General features: G+C 39.8%; 18 protein-coding genes. 5 read left to right on the top strand and 13 right to left on the bottom strand.

Annotation, left to right across the window (positions count from 1 at the left end; genetic code table 11):
• Positions 1-23 precede the first annotated feature (23 nt).
• Both V7K32_RS18735 and ureC read right to left on the bottom strand, forming a co-directional pair.
• Complete coding sequence (locus V7K32_RS18735; RefSeq protein WP_334995303.1) at positions 24-218, bottom strand: hypothetical protein; 195 nt, start codon at positions 216-218, stop codon at positions 24-26.
• 3 nt (positions 219-221) lie between these two features.
• A complete protein-coding gene (gene ureC, locus V7K32_RS18730) occupies positions 222-1,937 on the bottom strand; it encodes an urease subunit alpha (RefSeq protein ID WP_334995302.1) in 1,716 nt (571 codons plus the stop codon).
• A 141-nt stretch (positions 1,938-2,078) separates the two neighbouring features.
• On the opposite strand from ureC, the gene V7K32_RS18725 reads away from it, so the two are divergent.
• Both V7K32_RS18725 and V7K32_RS18720 read left to right on the top strand, forming a co-directional pair.
• Complete coding sequence (locus V7K32_RS18725) at positions 2,079-2,291, top strand: hypothetical protein (RefSeq protein WP_334995301.1); 213 nt, start codon at positions 2,079-2,081, stop codon at positions 2,289-2,291.
• Between the two features lie 5 nt (positions 2,292-2,296).
• Positions 2,297-2,521 (top strand): hypothetical protein, encoded by a 225-nt coding sequence (locus tag V7K32_RS18720; RefSeq protein ID WP_334995300.1) that lies wholly within the window; start codon positions 2,297-2,299, stop codon positions 2,519-2,521.
• 235 nt (positions 2,522-2,756) lie between these two features.
• Here the strand turns inward: V7K32_RS18720 and V7K32_RS18715 are convergent, their stop codons facing one another.
• From V7K32_RS18715 to groES, 10 genes are all read right to left on the bottom strand, one after another.
• Positions 2,757-3,062 carry an urease subunit beta gene (locus V7K32_RS18715; protein ID WP_334995299.1) on the bottom strand — a complete coding sequence of 102 codons (306 nt, stop codon included), beginning with the start codon at positions 3,060-3,062 and terminating at the stop codon, positions 2,757-2,759.
• A gap of 21 nt (positions 3,063-3,083) precedes the next feature.
• Positions 3,084-3,386 carry an urease subunit gamma gene (ureA, locus tag V7K32_RS18710; protein WP_114081110.1) on the bottom strand — a complete coding sequence of 101 codons (303 nt, stop codon included), beginning with the start codon at positions 3,384-3,386 and terminating at the stop codon, positions 3,084-3,086.
• A gap of 39 nt (positions 3,387-3,425) precedes the next feature.
• Positions 3,426-4,265: an urease accessory protein UreD gene (locus V7K32_RS18705; protein ID WP_334995298.1), complete on the bottom strand. Its 840-nt coding sequence runs from the start codon at positions 4,263-4,265 to the stop codon at positions 3,426-3,428.
• A gap of 47 nt (positions 4,266-4,312) precedes the next feature.
• Positions 4,313-5,599 carry a photosystem II assembly protein gene (locus V7K32_RS18700; RefSeq protein ID WP_334995297.1) on the bottom strand — a complete coding sequence of 429 codons (1,287 nt, stop codon included), beginning with the start codon at positions 5,597-5,599 and terminating at the stop codon, positions 4,313-4,315.
• The gene (locus V7K32_RS18695; RefSeq protein WP_334995296.1) at positions 5,592-6,530 is read right to left on the bottom strand and encodes an SPL family radical SAM protein; all 939 of its coding nucleotides are present in this window, start codon (positions 6,528-6,530) and stop codon (positions 5,592-5,594) included. Before V7K32_RS18695 ends, V7K32_RS18700 begins: the two co-directional genes overlap by 8 nt.
• 66 nt (positions 6,531-6,596) lie before the next feature.
• Entirely contained in the window at positions 6,597-7,376 is a 780-nt protein-coding gene (locus V7K32_RS18690) for a class I SAM-dependent methyltransferase (protein ID WP_334995295.1), read from the bottom strand.
• 88 nt (positions 7,377-7,464) lie between these two features.
• On the bottom strand, positions 7,465-10,158 hold the full coding sequence (locus V7K32_RS18685; RefSeq protein ID WP_334995294.1) for a ParA family protein: 2,694 nt from the start codon (positions 10,156-10,158) through the stop codon (positions 7,465-7,467).
• A gap of 12 nt (positions 10,159-10,170) precedes the next feature.
• Complete coding sequence (locus V7K32_RS18680) at positions 10,171-10,629, bottom strand: hypothetical protein (protein WP_334995293.1); 459 nt, start codon at positions 10,627-10,629, stop codon at positions 10,171-10,173.
• Between the two features lie 258 nt (positions 10,630-10,887).
• The gene (gene groL / locus V7K32_RS18675) at positions 10,888-12,522 is read right to left on the bottom strand and encodes a chaperonin GroEL (protein WP_334995292.1); all 1,635 of its coding nucleotides are present in this window, start codon (positions 12,520-12,522) and stop codon (positions 10,888-10,890) included.
• 96 nt (positions 12,523-12,618) lie between these two features.
• The gene (groES, locus tag V7K32_RS18670; protein WP_100898362.1) at positions 12,619-12,930 is read right to left on the bottom strand and encodes a co-chaperone GroES; all 312 of its coding nucleotides are present in this window, start codon (positions 12,928-12,930) and stop codon (positions 12,619-12,621) included.
• A gap of 1,248 nt (positions 12,931-14,178) precedes the next feature.
• On the opposite strand from groES, the gene V7K32_RS18665 reads away from it, so the two are divergent.
• Positions 14,179-14,856, top strand: a complete 678-nt coding sequence (locus tag V7K32_RS18665) for a response regulator transcription factor (protein WP_012407592.1) — start codon at positions 14,179-14,181, stop codon at positions 14,854-14,856.
• 71 nt (positions 14,857-14,927) lie between these two features.
• On the opposite strand, the gene V7K32_RS18660 is transcribed toward V7K32_RS18665, so the two are convergent.
• Positions 14,928-15,236, bottom strand: coding sequence for an NIL domain-containing protein (locus V7K32_RS18660; RefSeq protein WP_334995291.1), 309 nt, complete (start codon positions 15,234-15,236; stop codon positions 14,928-14,930).
• A 482-nt stretch (positions 15,237-15,718) separates the two neighbouring features.
• On the opposite strand from V7K32_RS18660, the gene V7K32_RS18655 reads away from it, so the two are divergent.
• On the top strand, positions 15,719-17,440 hold the full coding sequence (locus V7K32_RS18655; RefSeq protein ID WP_334995290.1) for a serine/threonine protein kinase: 1,722 nt from the start codon (positions 15,719-15,721) through the stop codon (positions 17,438-17,440).
• Positions 17,441-17,778: 338 nt separating this feature from the next.
• A complete protein-coding gene (locus V7K32_RS18650) occupies positions 17,779-18,216 on the top strand; it encodes a hypothetical protein (RefSeq protein ID WP_334995289.1) in 438 nt (145 codons plus the stop codon).
• The last annotated feature ends 35 nt before the right edge of the window (positions 18,217-18,251 follow it).

Raw genomic sequence — 18,251 nt, 5'->3', positions numbered from 1 at the left:
GCCATGAAAATGCCTGAATTCCTTTATGAACTGGAACTTAGGCTCTGTAAGACATAATTCCTCCTCGCAAGGTCAAAATCAGCGAACGTACAGTCATAAGGTCGCGTCCAGTCGATTTCGGCATAAGCTTGGGTGAAAAAGAATTCTAAAAAGCGGGGAAAATATAGCTCAATAACTTCTTTCCAAGGACTATCATAATCAGTAAATTGCTCAGTCATAAATTAAAATAAAAAGTACCTCTGTGCCATTGGTAAAACTGTTGCAGGTTCACAAATCAGCAATTCACCATCAGCCCTAACTTGGTATGTTTCTGGATCTACTTCAATGTGGGGTAATGCATCATTCAGCTTCATATCCAGCTTACTCAATTGGCGTGTCCCAGAAACTGCAACTGCTGACTTTTGTAAACCTAGCTGGCTAGGAATTTCATTCTCTAAAGCTGCTTGCGAAACAAAAGTTAATGATGTGGCATGACGCGCCCCGGCAAAACTACCAAACATCGATCGCATATACACTGGTTGGGGTGTGGGAATACTGGCGTTGGCATCGCCCATTTGCGCCCATGCAATCATTCCGCCTTTAATAACTATCTCTGGTTTCACGCCAAAAAATGCCGATCGCCACAAACATAAATCTGCTAATTTCCCCTCTTCCACTGAACCGACATATTCAGCAATTCCATGAGCGATCGCTGGGTTAATAGTATACTTAGCAACATACCTTTTTGCCCTAAAATTGTCTGCTTTTTGCTCAGTTCCTTGTGGATTAAGACTTCCCCGTTGCACCTTCATTTTGTGAGATGTCTGCCAGGTGCGAATTATAACTTCGCCTACCCTTCCCATTGCTTGGGAATCGGAAGAAATCATACTAAATGCGCCTAAGTCGTGCAAAATGTCCTCGGCGGCAATGGTTTCTCGACGGATGCGAGATTCGGCAAAAGCGACATCTTCAGCGATCGCAGGGTCAAGATGATGGCATACCATCAACATATCTAGGTGTTCGTCTAAGGTATTGACGGTGTAAGGGCGTGTGGGGTTGGTGGAAGATGGTAGAACATTAGCTTGGCCGCAAACTTTGATGATATCTGGTGCGTGTCCACCCCCTGCGCCTTCGGTGTGGTAGGTGTGGATAGTACGATTCTTGAAAGCGGCGATCGTATCTTCGACAAATCCGGCTTCATTCAGAGTATCAGTATGAATCGCTACTTGGACATCATATTCATCGGCAACACTAAGACAGGTATCAATTGCTGCGGGTGTGGTTCCCCAGTCTTCATGAAGTTTTAACCCCATTGTACCGGCGGCTACTTGTTCTACAAGTCCTTGGGGTTTGCTGGCGTTACCTTTGCCCAAAAATCCTAAGTTGACAGGAAAAGCATCAGCCGCTTGCAGCATTCGGTAAATATTCCAAGGTCCGGGGGTGCAGGTAGTGGCATTTGTACCCGTAGCTGGGCCAGTACCGCCGCCAATCATAGTCGTAATCCCAGAAGCGATCGCCACTTCAATCTGTTGAGGACAAATAAAATGAATATGGGCATCAATACCGCCAGCAGTGAGAATCATTCCTTCACCAGCGAAGACTTCGGTTCCGGGGCCGATAATAATATCTACATTGTCTTGAATATAAGGATTTCCCGCTTTACCAATTTTGAAAATCCTGCCATTTTTAATGCCGATATCTGCTTTGACAATACCCCACCAATCGAGAATTAAGGCATTAGTAATTACTAAATCTACAGCACCATCGGCGTTAGAAATTGGGGATTGTCCCATCCCGTCGCGGATGACTTTACCGCCGCCAAATTTCACTTCATCGCCGTAAGTGGTGAAATCTTGTTCAACTTCAATAAATAATTCTGTGTCTGCAAGTCGGATGCGATCGCCTACTGTGGGTCCGTAGGTTTCGGCGTAGGCGCGGCGGGACATTCTGTAAGGCATAATGCACTTTTAGTAATCGAGGTTTAAATCGAGTTTAAACGCAAAGGGACGCGGAGGAAAGCGCAGAGGTTCGCATTTTCTCCACAACTCGAATAATTTAGGTTTATGCTATGAATGAGCATTCTTGGAGGTATAGACAAAATGACCCTAGCAGACATAATTCCTATAGCTCGAAAGCTTTCTCCATCAGAAAAACTCAAACTGATTCGTATCCTTGCTGAAGATTTAGATACGGTTGAGGATATTTACCCATTAGAACCCTTCAAAATCTACGATTTACCTACTCCTTATAATACCTTTGGGGCTGGTGCAGTCCTGATGGAAGCACTCGAACAAAAGGATTCCAGTCATTAAACTATATGCGGTTGAAGTATTCCACCACAAGTTCCACCCAAAACGAATTTGATAGCTTACCTAGAATACCCTTGGTTTTAAGTCGAGAAAATTACAGCATAGAAACAAATGGCTTACTTGATAGCGGTGCTACTGTCAATGTTATGCCTTATGAGCTAGGGCTTCAGTTGGGTGGGATTTGGGATGAGCGTAAAGCGATCATTCAATTGGCAGGAAATCTTAGCAATTAACCTGCTATGCCATTTTTCGCAAGGGCTGAAATTAGTGATTTTACACCAGTGGAGTTAGTATTTGCCTGGGTAAGCAGTCTTAATGCTCCTTTAATTTTTGGACAAACCAATTTTTTCCTAAAATTCGATATTTGTTTCTACCGTTCCAAATTGGAGTTTGAAATTAAACCTATTCAATAAGTTTTTTTAAACGCAAAGGGACGCTGAGGGAAGCGCAGAGGTACGCGGAGGGGTTTTAGAGGTTTCCGTTAATTTTGGCGTTGAAGCCGTAGACTTGGCGGCTACCGACTAAGGGGACTAATGTTATTTCTTTTTCATCGCCTGGTTCAAAGCGAACTGCGGTTCCTGCGGGGATATCGAGGCGCATTCCTCGCGCTTGTTCTCTGTCAAAATTTAAGGCGGTGTTAACTTCATAAAAGTGATAGTGGGAACCGACTTGTATGGGGCGATCGCCTGTATTTGACACTTGTAATTTTACAGTTGGACGACCAACATTTAGCTCTATTTCACCTAATAGTGTGATAATTTCCCCAGGAATCATAATAAATTAAAACTTCCAAACTTAACGAATTGGATTATGTACTGTCACTAACTTTGTACCATCAGGAAAAGTAGCTTCCACTTGCACATCATGCACCATTTCTGATATCCCTTCCATGACATCATCCCGCGTCAATAGAGTTGTACCATAACTCATTAATTCAGCTACAGTTTGCCCATCCCTTGCACCTTCTAAAATGGCAGCAGAAATATAAGCGATCGCTTCGGGATAATTCAGTTTTAAACCCCTTCCTTTACGTCTTTCTGCTAATAAAGCAGCAGTAAAAATTAATAGCTTATCTTTTTCTTGGGGCGTAAGTTGCATTCCTATCTCCTCTGTGTTCTCTGCGCCTCTGCGGTTCGTTCAAACTTGCCACACTCTTGGTATACAATTACCACGATTCAAAAAAGAAACTCGCAGCATCTGCCAAACATTAATAAACCAGTTTCTCACCTCAGATGTAGAAGCACCGCGATATCGACACAATAATCCATGTTGTAACCTCGTAACACCCGCTTCTCCTTCCCCATCCCATAAATTTCGCGTTTTTTCGACAATTTCTCCTGAAACTGCACCACCAACCCAAACTAGACTACCTGCTATTGGTTTTCCGGCCAAGCCGTGGGGACTGTGAAAAGTTTCTTCGCTACCAGGTAAGTATTGGCGATCAATCCATAAAGGAACATCTTGTTGCCAAATTTCCGTGTGCGATCGCCATTCTCCAAGGTAAAATCTTTCTCCTCTAGCAGTGCGACCAAATCGGGTAATTTCCCAACCTAACCAACTGCCCCCGGTTGCTAATTCTACCCGTAAATCTTGCCGATAAATCGCCCCGTTAAATAAAATTGTCTCTTGCGGTAGCCATTCTAAACAAGCACCAGCATCAACTTGCATCTGGATGGTTTGCGTAGCTTGTAAGCCATTGCTCCGGTATATCTTGCTTGCAGCAGCCGTGGTGATTAAGGCTTGGGCTTGGGCTTGGAGGTGGATATTGGAGGATAAGCGATCGCCTCCCACAACTCCCCCAGCCGTGTGTAAAATGACGCTATGACAAACCTTTTGCCCTTCTGGATAAAAGGGGCGTTGTACCTTTAGGGGGGCTTGTTGGTGATTGTAAATTAACTGGGTTGCACCCTGGCGATCGGCATAAACTAAATTAAGTTTGCCATGCCAACCTTCTGCTATTTGCGGATTGCAGGTCATTATTACGAATTATTTAATGCATTCCTTGCTGCTTTATCTGCAATTTATCATGATTTTTTCGCCAATATTACATAATCATCCAATGCATAGCATGACTGATACTTCTGACCAAAATACTGTTTTAGTAGTAGATTCATATACAGTTGTTTTGGTAATTTTTCTTTAGCAATTTTAGCAAAACTAGCGCTAGAAGAAGGTTTTCTTGAACCTGTTGAAGTTAAATATTTATACCAGACTAACTCTAATCCAAGTTCTGACAAAAATTTATCCACTACATTTTTTTCTTGTTCCTGATTTTCACTTTGATCCGCATGGTGAATTTTGAATAATTTTTTATCTTGTATAATTAGCAGAACATAACCGGATTTTTTTAAGCTAATGGCAAATATTTGCTTGTAAATATTATTAGCTTCAACCTTCTTAACTGAATCTGCAAAGAAGCAGTGGGAAATTACGATAAAGTCGAAAAATTCTTTGGGTAGATTATTCGATTGAGTTTTCCAATTAAAAATATCAGTAGTCACAAAGCGGAAAAAAGCATTGACTGTGGTTAAACGCGACTCTATATATCGTCGCCAAAACTGAAGTCCACGAAACTGAAAAGCATCTTGTTTTTCTAAAGAATAATAGGATATGTGCATTTGCGGGATATCAAAAAAACCGCTACTACTTTGGAGAAATAAAGCTAAAGCATAAGCAACTGTTCCTGGACCGGCTGCAATATCAAGGATATTAACCTTACTTGGTAATAAAGCATCTTGGTAAATGAGAAACCAAGCTAAATATACGCTATATACATTTTCTAAAAAATACTTCATAAAGTAGACATGAGGAGTTAGACTAAAACGGTAGTCTGGATCTTGTCCGCTTTTTAAGTTATTAATATCCTCAAGAGCATCTTCTAGCTTAATAAATAACTGTTTCTCAGGAATCCTACTAAATTCTTCTTTAATATATTCAACTAAACTTGATTCAAAATCATCAAATATCCGTTCATCAATACCAGTAGATTGCAGTTTATATTCATCGTGCTGGATTAAATTAAAAACTTTATAGATATATTTAACAAAGTCCTCATCTGGCATTAATATTAAATTATCTTTTTGCTGGGATGCTTCTGTTAGTTGTTTACTTAAAGTTTCTGTTTGTCGTTTGTATTCTTGGGAATAACGTTCAAGTTGAAGTTTATCCCTAAATAATTTTTCTAACCATGAGAATTTTGCACCTGACTTTTGAATTTCTTGCAATAATTGCGTTGCACGTCGGATATCCCCACGTTTTAAAGATAATTTAAACTGTTGACTCCGCCACCAATTTACGATAGGATTATTCATAACCAAATCCCTGTTTACCTTCCATAATTTCTACACCTGAAAGCCGAGAAACTAACTTTTCCTTAAATTTCATATAGTTTAATTTCTCATTCTCATACCACCAAGCGTATTTTTGCTTAATTTCTTCAGCTTCTTGGCGAGTTGATGCTATAAGAGAACGACTATCGCTAGCATGAAAAGCTTGGATTACAACTCTATCGGCGATGGCTAGTTTTTCAATAAAAGCAGCTTCATCAGTTGGTAAAGTAGGAAGTAAAGGGGTAATAGTGATAGATATTTTAGGAACAAAACCTTTATAATAATCAATACTTTGTTTTATTTTAGTGATAGCATTTAGTCTGGCTTTAATACTGGGCGATCGCGGTTCAAAATCTTTTCTTACTAATTCGCTCCCAGTGGGAATGCTCATATTAATTCGCAAGCGCTTAAATCGTTGTAAATAATCAATATCTCTAGTAATAATTGGGCTACGAGTTTGAATCACCAAAGTTGGAGTTGGATAACCGTCAATCCCCACATCAAGCATTACCTCCAACAACCGACGAGTCAGTTTATGTTTAGACTCTAGTGGTTGATAAGGATCAGTAACGCTACTCATGTATATACTAGGAGGAATCTGGGGATTTTTTTCATACCATTTTTTTAATTCTTTGGCTAAAATATCAGCAGCATTTTCCTTAAAAATTACCCATTTTCCCCAATCTTGGCGCATTTGAGCATTAGGGGTAAATGCAGCAGCATAGCAATAACTACAACCGTATTGACATCCCCTGTAAGGATTTAGAGTAAAATCATAATTACCAATAAATCCGGTAGCTTTTGTTAAGAGTGATTTCGCATTTTGTGCATAAACATTGACATCTCCAAATTTTTCTCTGACTAATTTTGTAGGAGTGCATTCGCAATAACCTTCATATTTTGGTTGTGCCATGTGAATCCTGATATTTATAGAGAGTGAATTAACCCACCCTACTTCTTATGATTCCCATTTTGATGTTCAAATTACTTCAGCAAGGTGTACGCTAGTGCGATAGACCATATAGACAAAACCACTCTCATCACAAAAGCGCTGATATAATTCTTGAAAACTATCAATAAGCTGTTCATATCCCAAGCCTTCACGCGGGAAGTAAGAAGCACTCATTGCTCGCCCAATAAGTCCAGTTAAATCTAGCTGTTGCCTATAAGTGAAATTAGATTCGTGGATGTTAATAAAATGGGGAGTTACTAATAGTGGTTCTACCGTTTGGATTCGGGATTCTGCTGGGTGATTGTTAGATGCTTCGCGGACTATTCGGCTATATTCTGTAGTTAAGGCATCTTCTTGATCGCGGTTATTCCACACCACAGCCAAGCGTGCTGATGGTTTTAAAATGCGCTGAAATTCCAATAAAGTTGGTTCGGGATTGAACCAATGGAAAGCTTGAAAACAAGTAACTAAATCAACTGAATTATCAGATAGTTGGGTAAGTTCTGCTGTTCCATCACGAAACTCTATCAAAGGATTTGATTTAGCCGCTTTTCGCATCGCCGCATTTGGTTCTATGGCTATGACATTAACTCCCCGTTGAGCTAACAGTCTGGAAGCAATTCCTGTACCTGCACCAATATCTGCTGCTACGAGTTGTGAACTTTCACCTAATCCTTCCAAGATAATATCAATTGCGTCTGCGGGATAGCTTGGTCGATATTTTACATAATCTTCTACTCTGTCAGAAAATCGGTTGAGTGGGTTTAAGATATGTAAAGCGCTTGTTTCAGGATTAATTTGACTCATGGGTTTTTATGCAAAAGTAGAAGTGCGTAGGCGTAGCCCGTCGTAGACATCGCTGTAGTTCAAAAAAGCGATACGATAAAATTTGTTTTTATACCGCGCCTCTACGATCCATTTCAAAACCATATACATAGATATCAGCAACCTTATAGCGTTTCTCTTTTTCGCGCCATTCAATAATGCCAATTTCACTTAAAAAAGAAGCAAATTCTTCAAAGTCTGCTATATCATGTGCTGACTCTTGCCATACTGTTTGTAACTGTTCTTTAGATAAGAAGGCCAATTTACCCTTAAGAGAATCAAAAAATTTAGTCAAATCTGGGTATTCCTCTTTAATTTCTTCACACCGCTTTTCTGATGCTTTTTTCAAACCAAATTCTAAGGATTTTCCTTGAAGTAAGCGGTCTGTACGAAATTTGCTTGATGATTGTCCCTTATAGCTTAGTTCTTGTTCTTTTGCTCCTTTTAGTAATATACTTAAACTCCGAGGAAAAGTAGTGCTACTTGAGTCTGTTAATCGTTCATAAACCCATCGAGATACATTTTTAGCTCTATTTCCACCTCGCCGACGACTTCCCCACAGTAATTCTAAGGCTTTATCAATTGACTCTTCTGTAGCTTGATCAATACTTTCAAAAGCGACAGGAGAAATACGGTCAACCAAATTCTTGAAATCTTCAGATTGTATTGCTTGACGAAGTGCTAATCGTAAAAAATCAATCCTAGTCCACTGTAAGATAATATCCCGTCCAGTAAAATGACTTTTATTGTCAAAACTTAAACGATTCCATATATCTTCTCTTAAGAAGATTTTAAATCTAATTTCTGTTAATCTGTTAGCATCACAAGATTGTACTAATTGAAATAATCCAGTGAGTGCTTGCTGTCTTATTCCTCCTACTTCAGGAAAATCTTCATCTAAATCATCGTAAAGAAACCACAGTTTTTGAGAATTATTTTTGGCTTCTTCATTAAGCAGAATATCTATGGCATCTTTGACTATGAGGCGAAGTTCAGAGTTAGTAGATAATTCTAACAAAACTTGAGTAGATTCAGACTGCCATCTTTCTTTAGGTAAATTATTAATAATTTTTCTCAATTCACTAAACTTTGCACTTTTCTTTCCTTTAGGAAAGTTCAACAAATTTTCCTGATGACATCTAAGTAGTAAATAAGCTCTCCAGAAAGCTTCCCATGTGCCTCTATTTTGTTGTAAAGTTTGATGGATGATTTGAAATTCATCACGAGATGGGCGACTTTCCTGAAATCTACCATGTGCTGACAAAAATACAGTGTTATCTAAGCGTCCATGAGCTAGTTTTTGAGCAACACTTTTGTGTTTTAGAAAAAGCCAATAAAGTGCAGTTTTTCCTGTGCCTTTTCGCCCTCTAATTAGGCAGGTTGTATCGTCTAAAAATCTTTCAAAATCAGTAGTGCGTTGAAATAGTAGATTCAAATCTTGTCTTGGATCAGCAGCATTTACTTCAGGAAATCGCAGACTTTCAATAATATCCCATCGATGATCTATTGTATTTAAAACATTGCTCCGTTTGAGTTCATCAGTTTTTTCATCAATTAAGTTAGCAATTTTTGTGTAGTAATCTTGCATACCTTGTACAGGATAGCTATCAGCCAAAGCGATTGGCAAAAGATAAGGGACTACTAAAAGTTTTTCTATTGGAGTTTGAGAATTATCTAAATCTGGCTCATCTTCATCTGTTTCATAGTTTTCATTTGTTACTGTATTTAATCTGTTCAGCAATGAGTACCAAATTTGTTTTACTCTCGACAAACCAATCTCAGTAACATCAGGAACAGGAGAAAAAACAAAATTAATTGATAAATTTTTTACCCATTGCAGGGATTGTATTAGCAGTTCTATTCCTTGTTTATTTTGTTCGTTAGGAAAAAGAAATACAATTGCTTCGTCAGCTGCTTGAATTAATGATAAAGCTCCCCATTGATTGATTCCCGTTCTCGAATCAATTAAGATAATATCAGGTTTTAATTGTTCGTAAATTTCACGTTTGAAAACAGACCAAAGACTTTGATCCCCATCAATAATAGTAGTAGCATGAAGATCATCAACTTTGGAGACATAATCAAGATTAAGACAACCAGCAGGAACAACAAATAATCTTCCTGTGGCGTTAGAGATTTTCACTTCACCAAATATTTCAGCAATTAAAATACTTGGTTCTACGTCTTCTGGTAAGTAGGAACGCTCATAAAAATAGTCAACTATTCCATATTTTGGTTGCGGCTTGAGGTTGAATGCTGTACTCAACCCAGGTGCTTCTAAATCTAAATCCACAGCTACGACTTTAAGACCACGCACTGCCAAAATTGAGGCAACATGGGTTAATGCAGTAGTTCTACCTACTCCTCCTTTAAAGGAATAAAAGGTTACGGTTCTGGGTAAACTGGGTTCACGCTGCGGAAGTTGAGGTTGATTTTGCGGATTTGCTGCTTGAATTGCTAAATCTTGCCAAGTTTGTACTGAAGCTGTATTAAAAGCCTGCGGTGCTGAAAGATTTAGTGAGTGTGCTTCTTGAGGCGTATATAAGGAAATAAACCCAGGAGATAAATGAGGAACTTGTGATTTAAGTAAATTAAAACTTTCTTCTTTCCTCTGAGGAATAGATAAATTAATAAAGCGATCGCTGACAATAGTCAAATTCAATAGACCTGATGTAGAAATATTTAAATCAACCCATTCTTGTGAATTATGCACATATTGGTTTGTAATTTCTTTCTTTAGCAAAACCTGCCAATTTTCTTGCATTTGACCACCTATTTAAAGTTTAGTAGCTTGCTTTTGTAACCACCCATTGAGATTCTGATAAGCTTTTAACCAGCGTTTGTAACTTTCATCATCAGGCTCAAGGCCACAATAACGCATATCTATAAAATTTTGGCTATTTGGATTTTCCACTTCATTAAGCCATTTTCGCACTTCGGGAAAATTAGCAATTCTAGATTTAAGTCGATTGTGCCGATTTAATGCTTCTATGTAACTATGTCCCGGATTAGTAATAGTATGCCCAGGATTAGTAGAATCTGTCTTCCATTCCTGAGTTACACCCTTTGGTAAGGTAGCAAAAATCATTGCTTTTAATAAACACTCAATGCTTACACCTCCAAAGTGCATAGCGGCTACTTTCCTTCCAGATTGACATAGTGTTTCAGTATCAAGATGACGGTGCATAAAACCGACTTTCCGCACTTCATCGTGTAATATGCGTAGATTTCCCATAGGTGGAAAAAAATGGTTAAATCAACAACATAAATCGCCAATGGTATTCAATATTAATACTTAATAATTTGAACATTATTAGGAATTTTTATTGAAAAGATAGATAATACATTTTGAAGTGCGGAATGTGGGATAAAAGCAGCTTGGTAATCTTCCATTTCGATATTTTCTCATTTTAAACACCTGAATCTTGACACAAAAAAATAGCCGCCTCCGCAAAGGAAGCAGCTATTTTTGCAAACAGGGGACTACAAAGTATTAGTAATCGAAGTCGCCGCCACCAGCGCCAGCGCCAGCAGGAGCGCCATCCTTAGGCTCCGGCTTGTCAACTATAATACATTCGGTTGTCAACACCATACCAGCGATAGAAGCAGCGTTTTGCAGAGCAGAACGAGTCACTTTCGCAGGGTCAACAATACCAGCAGCTAACAAATCGACGAATTCGTTTGTCGCAGCGTTGTAGCCAATGTTGAAATCCTTCTCTTTGACGCGTTCAGCAATAACAGCACCATTCTGACCAGCGTTTTCAGCAATCCGCTTCAGAGGTGCAGGTAAGGCGCGAACAACAATCAAAGCACCAATCAACTCTTCATCCTTAAGATTGCTCTTTGCCCACTCTTCCAATTCAGGAGCAAGGTGAGCCAGAGTTGTACCACCACCAGGAACGATACCTTCTTCCACAGCAGCTTTAGTGGCGTTGATAGCGTCTTCTAGGCGCAACTTCTTGTCTTTCATTTCGGTTTCGGTCGCTGCACCTACTTTCACTACAGCAACACCACCAGAGAGTTTAGCAAGACGCTCTTGTAATTTCTCTTTGTCGTAAGAAGATTCGGTTTCATCGATTTGACGACGAATCTGTTCTACACGAGCCTTAACAGCAACTTCGTTACCTTCGGCAACAATTGTGGTGCTGTCCTTGGTGATGGTGATCCGACGAGCTTTACCCAGGCTATCCAGCTTGGTGTTATCTAGCTTCAAACCAGCATCTTCGGTAACTAGTTGACCACCAGTTAAAACGGCGATGTCTTCTAGTAGGGCTTTGCGGCGATCGCCAAAGCCAGGAGCCTTAACAGCAGCCACGTTTAGCACACCGCGCAAACGGTTTACTACTAAGGTTGCTAAAGCTTCTTTTTCAATATCTTCGGCGATAATCACCAAAGGACGACCAGCACGAGCTACTTGCTCTAACACTGGTACGAGGTCTTGTACCAAAGCGATTTTCTTATCGGTCAGCAGTATGAAAGGCTCATCAAAAACCGCTTCCATCCGCTCAGGGTCAGTAGCGAAATAAGGAGAGATGTAGCCTTTGTCAAAGCGCATCCCTTCAGTGATTTCCAGCTCGGTGAACATAGATTTCCCTTCTTCTAGGGAAATTACGCCTTCCTTGCCCACCTTGTCCATTGCTTGGGCAATCATCTGACCAACTTCTTCGTCATTACCAGCCGAGATTGCACCAACTTGGGCAATGGATTTGGAATCTTCCACTGGACGGGCGTGTTCTTTGATTTTTTCTACCAAGAAGGCAGTAGCTTTGTCAATACCGCGCTTGAGCGAAATTGCGTTAGCACCGGCTGCAACGTTCCGCAAGCCTTCTTTGACGATCGCATGAGCTAAAACGGTGGCAGTGGTAGTCCCATCGCCCGCAGCATCGTTGGTTTTAGAAGCAGCTTGACGAATCAAAGCTACGCCAGTATTTTCAATATGGTCTTCTAATTCGATTTCTTTGGCGATCGTTACACCGTCATTAACAATTTGCGGTGCGCCAAATTTCTTTTCTAGGACTACGTTACGACCTTTGGGGCCAAGGGTAACAGCTACAGCCTCAGCCAGGATGTCAATGCCTCGTTCTAAGGCGCGACGGGCGTTTTCGTTGTAGATAATGCGCTTTGCCATAATTTCTTGTTAGTTGTCCTTTGTCATTTGTCTTTTGTTTTTCGTCATTTGTCATTTGTCCTTTGTCATTGGCTAATGACTAATGACTAATGACCACTAGATAACTACTGCTAAAATATCTTTTTCAGAAAGCAGTACATATTCTTCGGTGCCGAGTTTGATGTCAGTGCCAGCGTACTTCGAGTACAGCACCTTATCGCCGACTTTGATTTCCAATTCCTGACGGTTTCCGTCGTCATTACGCTTGCCAGGGCCAAGAGCCACTACTTCCCCTACCTGGGGCTTTTCCTTGGCGGTATCGGGCAAATACAGACCACCTGCGGTCTTTTCCTCAGAGGCGTTCACTTTTACGAAAACGCGATCGCCTAAAGGTTTAACTGTAGAAACGCTTAAAGATAAAGCTGCCATATTATTTCTTTCCCTTAGAGTTTAGCACTCTCGACTCCTGAGTGCTAATCTACCGAAAAGTAGCGTCCAATGGCAACAATTCTTTGAGTACGGGTTCCCGAACTAGCAGATCATCGGTGTACTTAAGTATAAATGCCTAATTATTTCTACCCTTCAGGTTTTGTTCGGTAAGTTACGAAGAGAGTAGAGAGTAGGGAATGGGGAGTAGGGAATGGGGAGTTAGGAGTTAGGAGTAGGGAATGGGGAGTTAGGAGTTAGGAGTAGGGAGTTAGGAGTAGGGAGTTAGGAGTAGGGAGTTAGGAGTAGGGAGTTAGGAGTAGGGAGTTAGGAGTAGGGAGTTAGGAGAATTCTTATTGCCATTCCCGACTCCCCACTCCCCATTCCCTTCTATTTCCAAAGCTTGGAAATTGTTATAGAACTGTAATCAAGGAGGCGCCCGATAAGTAACAATACAGCCATCCAGTCTAGCGATTAAATCTCAAAGCCGCTAAGTCTCTAGAACACAAAGCCCTGAGTAATTGTGTAGAAACTTTAGGACTTGCAAAAATTCAGCGACATATTTTTACTTGCGCTGACCAGACAATTGCTAGCTGCTGCTCAAAACGAGCTAGTCTCGAATCCGGGGAATACTTAAAAAAGCGACTTAAAGAGTTAAAATTTGATGAGCTGCAACAGAGTTATCCCATTTGCGTCTATAGAACTAAAGCCAACTGCTTGCGCGTTTGTTGTTCTGAACTCATAATGGTGGTTTACACTGATGGTGTCTGATATCGCCAAGCAAGGCCGGAAGTTATTGAGCGGATCATCCAAGAACACTTAAATAGGCAATAAGGTGGTAGAAGAATATGCACTTTTAACCCATCCTTTGCCAGAAACTTCCCTAGTTTCTTGTGAACACCTCATAGAGGCTGAACAATTGAAGGATATGGTACAGCAGTAAGCTTTAAGAAAGTGCGGGTTGCGTTTTGAGGTAGGGTCATCTTTAAGCCAATACTTACTTGTGAGTCAGAAGGATTATTATTTAAGTCAGTGTTTTTTCGCCCGCCACTTTCAATGCGATATATAATAGCGCATTATAGATACTACTGCTATACGTATCCTTGCTGGACTTTTGCTATTGAGCTACTAGTCTCTCGAAAATGCTCGGCATTTTTGAGGCTTCGAGACAGCAAAGGCAAGTTAAGTAGGAAAAACGAAGGACGACATCTCGAACTAACCCACGATAGAGGATAAATATTCAAGACTTTGATGGACCGAAGCGCGACAAGTGCCACTGCTATGAAAGAGCCCAGCATGAAAGATCACAAACGACTTCTATTGATTGATGATGACCCTAACCTCATCTTGCTGGTGAAGGATTACTTAGAATTCCGGGGATACGAAGTCATCACCGCCGAAAATGGACGTGAAGCTCTGGAAATTTTAGAGCAAGATGTTCCAGACATGATTATCTGCGACGTGATGATGCCGGAAATGGACGGATATACTTTTGTAGAACAAGTCCGGCAAAACGAACGCACCAGCTGGATTCCGGTTCTTTTCCTTTCAGCTAAGGGACAAAGTGCAGACCGAGTTAAGGGTCTGAATAAAGGTGCTGATGTTTATATGGTCAAACCCTTTGAACCAGAAGAACTCGTAGCACAAGTTGAATCCTCGCTGAAACAAACTATCCGTTGGAAAGAACACCAAGCAAAAGGAGGCGAAAACGGTTCCCGTATCCAGGTTCCCTTCGATGTGCAATTAACCCCAACCGAACTGAAAGTAGTCCAGTTTGTCGCTAGGGGTTTAGCTAACCGGGAAATTGCTGAAGAGCTAAATGTTAGTCAGCGCACGGTTGAAAGCCATGTGTCCAATATGTTGGGCAAAACTAATCTCCATAACCGCACTGAACTAGCGCGGTGGGCGATTGAAAATCAAATGGCATAACCGATTTTAGATTTTAGATTTTGGGTTTTGGATTGATAATCTAAAATCCAAAATCCGAAATTTAAAATTGATTACCAACCATCTTCTTCAGGGCTGGATTGGTGCAAAACTTCTAAATCCAGTTCATCCAGGTAGGTTAGGGCGCTTTCAATCTGAGAAACAGTACCTCGCAGTTCCAGATCGAAGCAGCTATATTGTGGCACGTTTGCGCTTACCTGAGCATCAGCAATAATGACTATGACTCCATAGTGAGAAACCAGTCGTGAAATCACTGGTTCCTCATGCAAGTCTTTAGGAATGCGAACTTGGATACGAGTTTGGGTGCGTCTATTATCTAAAATATCAGTATTAGATTTTACTTGTTTATTTTGAATTGCCATTCTAGCTTCCTACTCGACTTCTGGGATGAAGGTATTGTTTGCACAATTGTTTTAACACTAGCGTCACTTATCCCACGCAGGCAAGCAAGAAAGTATTTGTCTTTGCAAACCATTAATCTAGATATAGTAAATGTGAATAATTCTCATGATTCGGCAGTTATGAGGTTAATTGTTATTTTATAGTGATTTTCGAGCAAATTGAATATAGCCAATCTGTAGGGTTACAACAATTGTTGTAACCCTAATTTATTGTATATGAAATTTAAACCTCACCCCTAACCCCTCTCCTTGCTAAGGAGAGGGGAGTGTAAGCGTTGAGCAAATACGGGGTGAGGTTCAGACTGCATTGCACTGAAGTGATAACCGTTATATATGTTACTTTGTCAAAGTTTTAGGGAACTCTATTAATAGAACCTTATAGGTTTAGCCCTCTGTTTAAATATCAATAAAAATCGATTCTTTAGGATATTTACTTCTGTGTAATGACCTATTGTATAAATCCCCATTGTCCAAAACCTGCTGACCCAGTGAATGCAAACAACCTTATTTGCCGTAACTGTGGGTCAGAAATATTGTTGCAAGGTCGCTATCGGGTAATCAAACAACTAGGACAAGGTGGTTTTGGTAACACTTTTGAAGTTGACGAGTGTGGGAAAACTAAAGTTTTAAAAGTGCTAACTGACAATAACCCCAAAGCTATTGAACTGTTTCAGCAGGAAGCAAGGGTTTTGAGTCAGCTAAACAGTGCGGGTATTCCCAAGGTAGAACCAGATGGTTATTTTACTGTTTTACCTAAAAATAGCTCTCTACCATTGCACTGTTTAGCAATGGAGAACATTGAAGGCGTAAATTTAGAACAGTGGATGGAATTCCGTAATTATCAACGTATTTCTGAAGCTAAAGCTCTCAATTGGCTCAAACAACTTGTAGAAATTCTTAGTTTAGTACACGCTCATCAATATTTTCACCGTGATATTAAGCCTCAAAATATCATGCTGCGACCAAATGGGCAGCTTGTCTTAATTGATTTTGGTGCAGTTCGACAAGTCACGACAACCATTTTGGCGGGAAATTCCCATACCAGAATTTTTTCACAGGGCTATTCACCGCCAGAGCAACAAAACGGTTATTCGGTACAGCAGTCAGACTTTTTTGCATTGGGACGGACTTTTATTTTTCTGCTCACAGGTAAGGAACCCCAGGATAAAGAAATTTATGACCCTTTGACTAACGAGTTGCACTGGCGAAAATCTGCACTCAATATTTCTCCACTTTTGGCAGATTTTATCGACCATTTGATGGCTCCTATTGCAAATCATCGTCCTCAAAATACGCAAGTGATTTTGCAGAAATTGAACGAAATTGAAAAAGCGTTACAAATGCCTAGAATACTATGGCAACAAACGACAATTAAATCAAGCAATGGGTCTAAATCTGCTGCGTCATCTAGTTCTCTAGCTACTGTATCAGTCGGTGGAGCCAAATCACTCAATGCTTCTTCTAAGCAAACTCAGACAAGCAAAAAATTTTGGCAAGTTTTCATCGGTTTAGGAGTAGGATGTTTTGCTGTTTTTACTGCTGCTCTTAACCTACCAAACAGTAAAAATCCGGTTTCTGTTTCTCCTGAAGAAAATGTCCCAGTGGCTATTCCTAGTTCAGTTCTCTCACCAGTTACCAAAGTTTATGAAACTCCAACTAATGCTCAACCTCAACCCACAATAAGCACTCTAACTTTGCCTATATCTGACAACCTAGAAACCGAGCAAGCTCAAATAGAAGAGGTAGAAAAGCAAAAAATTAAGGCTGCTTTAAAAGCAGAGCAAGAGAGACAAGCGGCTATTAAAAAAGAAGCTGCTGCTACAGCAGAAAGGGAACAGCTAGAGGCTGTGATCAGAGAAAACGAACATCAAGATGCTTTAGTAGCACAAAAAAGGCAACAAGCCGATAAAGACCGACAGACAAAAATTAAACTTGAAAATGCTAAACAGATTTATTTGCAAATTAAGCAGCAACCAAAAACAACTGTAATAACCTCAGATATACGGAAATTAACACCTAAACAAGAAGTTCCAAAAAAACAACCAAAAAACACAATAGATACAAAAAATGATGGGGCTAATATCCCTAATCCTTGGGAATCTACATATCCCATCCCTAAAACTTCTGATGAATTAGAACAAGTAATAAGAGAGGAAAATCAATGATAAATTTTACAGTGAAAAGCTTAATAACTTTGCTCGTTACTAGCTTGGCTTTGTTGTTAACATCAATGAGAAGTGATGCACAGGTTAATATGAAGCTACTTAGCCAAGTTGCTGAAAGCTGCCAGAAAGATACATTTTCACCTGATTAGTACAAAAAAATAAATTTTTCAGGCATCGAATCAAGTGGATATAAAGTTTCATTTTGCATTGATTATAGATATCACTACTTATTAATTTTATCTAAGTTTCCTTGGTTAGCCTCTTCAGGAGAATTAGTTGATGGATATCCTGCTTCTGTAGCTGCTGCAAGCCTAGCATTTTATAATGGATATAATAGAGTGGATGATAGTAATATTCCTGATATAAAATTATTAGATTGTCTTGCTAGTCAAGATGCATCTAGTAAAGAATGTGATGAAACAATGTTTAAATCTATCGCTATAGATAGTGCAATATCTTCTTGTCAAGATTTAAATTTTTCGCATTTTAATGGGGATTGCTATTTGGTGTACGTATGCCCTTCATGTGTTATTTCTCATAATGAAATTCTCTCAAGGAAAATGATATTAAATGCTTTTATAAAATGGTTTTTAGCCCTGGACAATAAACAAAGAAGGGAGATAATCTCTGTGTTAAGAGATGAAAATGAAAGTAAAGACTTAAGTGGACAAATTTTTGAAGAAGCATTTGCAGCCGTAGTAAAGTATGAAGAAGTAAAGCAACGTGTTGATGAGCAGCAACAAGAGCGGCGTAGACAAGAGTTACTTGGTAATTAGGTGGTGTTGAAAACAGTGAGGTAGTAACATAATAT

Source organism: Nostoc sp. (genome assembly GCF_036917635.1).
Classification (GTDB): Bacteria; Cyanobacteriota; Cyanobacteriia; order Cyanobacteriales; family Nostocaceae; genus Nostoc.
Note: the sequence above shows the minus strand (reverse complement) of the source record. Positions and strands in the feature narration are given on the sequence as shown.

What these genes read in the sequence shown, in the direction of transcription:
- V7K32_RS18735 (WP_334995303.1), bottom strand. Translation starts at nt 218, where the DNA reads ATGACTGAGCAATTTACTGATTATGATAGTCCTTGGAAAGAAGTTATT.
- ureC (WP_334995302.1), bottom strand. Translation starts at nt 1,937, where the DNA reads ATGCCTTACAGAATGTCCCGCCGCGCCTACGCCGAAACCTACGGACCC.
- V7K32_RS18725 (WP_334995301.1), top strand. Translation starts at nt 2,079, where the DNA reads ATGACCCTAGCAGACATAATTCCTATAGCTCGAAAGCTTTCTCCATCA.
- V7K32_RS18720 (WP_334995300.1), top strand. Translation starts at nt 2,297, where the DNA reads ATGCGGTTGAAGTATTCCACCACAAGTTCCACCCAAAACGAATTTGAT.
- V7K32_RS18715 (WP_334995299.1), bottom strand. Translation starts at nt 3,062, where the DNA reads ATGATTCCTGGGGAAATTATCACACTATTAGGTGAAATAGAGCTAAAT.
- ureA (WP_114081110.1), bottom strand. Translation starts at nt 3,386, where the DNA reads ATGCAACTTACGCCCCAAGAAAAAGATAAGCTATTAATTTTTACTGCT.
- V7K32_RS18705 (WP_334995298.1), bottom strand. Translation starts at nt 4,265, where the DNA reads ATGACCTGCAATCCGCAAATAGCAGAAGGTTGGCATGGCAAACTTAAT.
- V7K32_RS18700 (WP_334995297.1), bottom strand. Translation starts at nt 5,599, where the DNA reads ATGAATAATCCTATCGTAAATTGGTGGCGGAGTCAACAGTTTAAATTA.
- V7K32_RS18695 (WP_334995296.1), bottom strand. Translation starts at nt 6,530, where the DNA reads ATGGCACAACCAAAATATGAAGGTTATTGCGAATGCACTCCTACAAAA.
- V7K32_RS18690 (WP_334995295.1), bottom strand. Translation starts at nt 7,376, where the DNA reads ATGAGTCAAATTAATCCTGAAACAAGCGCTTTACATATCTTAAACCCA.
- V7K32_RS18685 (WP_334995294.1), bottom strand. Translation starts at nt 10,158, where the DNA reads ATGCAAGAAAATTGGCAGGTTTTGCTAAAGAAAGAAATTACAAACCAA.
- V7K32_RS18680 (WP_334995293.1), bottom strand. Translation starts at nt 10,629, where the DNA reads ATGGGAAATCTACGCATATTACACGATGAAGTGCGGAAAGTCGGTTTT.
- groL (WP_334995292.1), bottom strand. Translation starts at nt 12,522, where the DNA reads ATGGCAAAGCGCATTATCTACAACGAAAACGCCCGTCGCGCCTTAGAA.
- groES (WP_100898362.1), bottom strand. Translation starts at nt 12,930, where the DNA reads ATGGCAGCTTTATCTTTAAGCGTTTCTACAGTTAAACCTTTAGGCGAT.
- V7K32_RS18665 (WP_012407592.1), top strand. Translation starts at nt 14,179, where the DNA reads ATGGACCGAAGCGCGACAAGTGCCACTGCTATGAAAGAGCCCAGCATG.
- V7K32_RS18660 (WP_334995291.1), bottom strand. Translation starts at nt 15,236, where the DNA reads ATGGCAATTCAAAATAAACAAGTAAAATCTAATACTGATATTTTAGAT.
- V7K32_RS18655 (WP_334995290.1), top strand. Translation starts at nt 15,719, where the DNA reads ATGACCTATTGTATAAATCCCCATTGTCCAAAACCTGCTGACCCAGTG.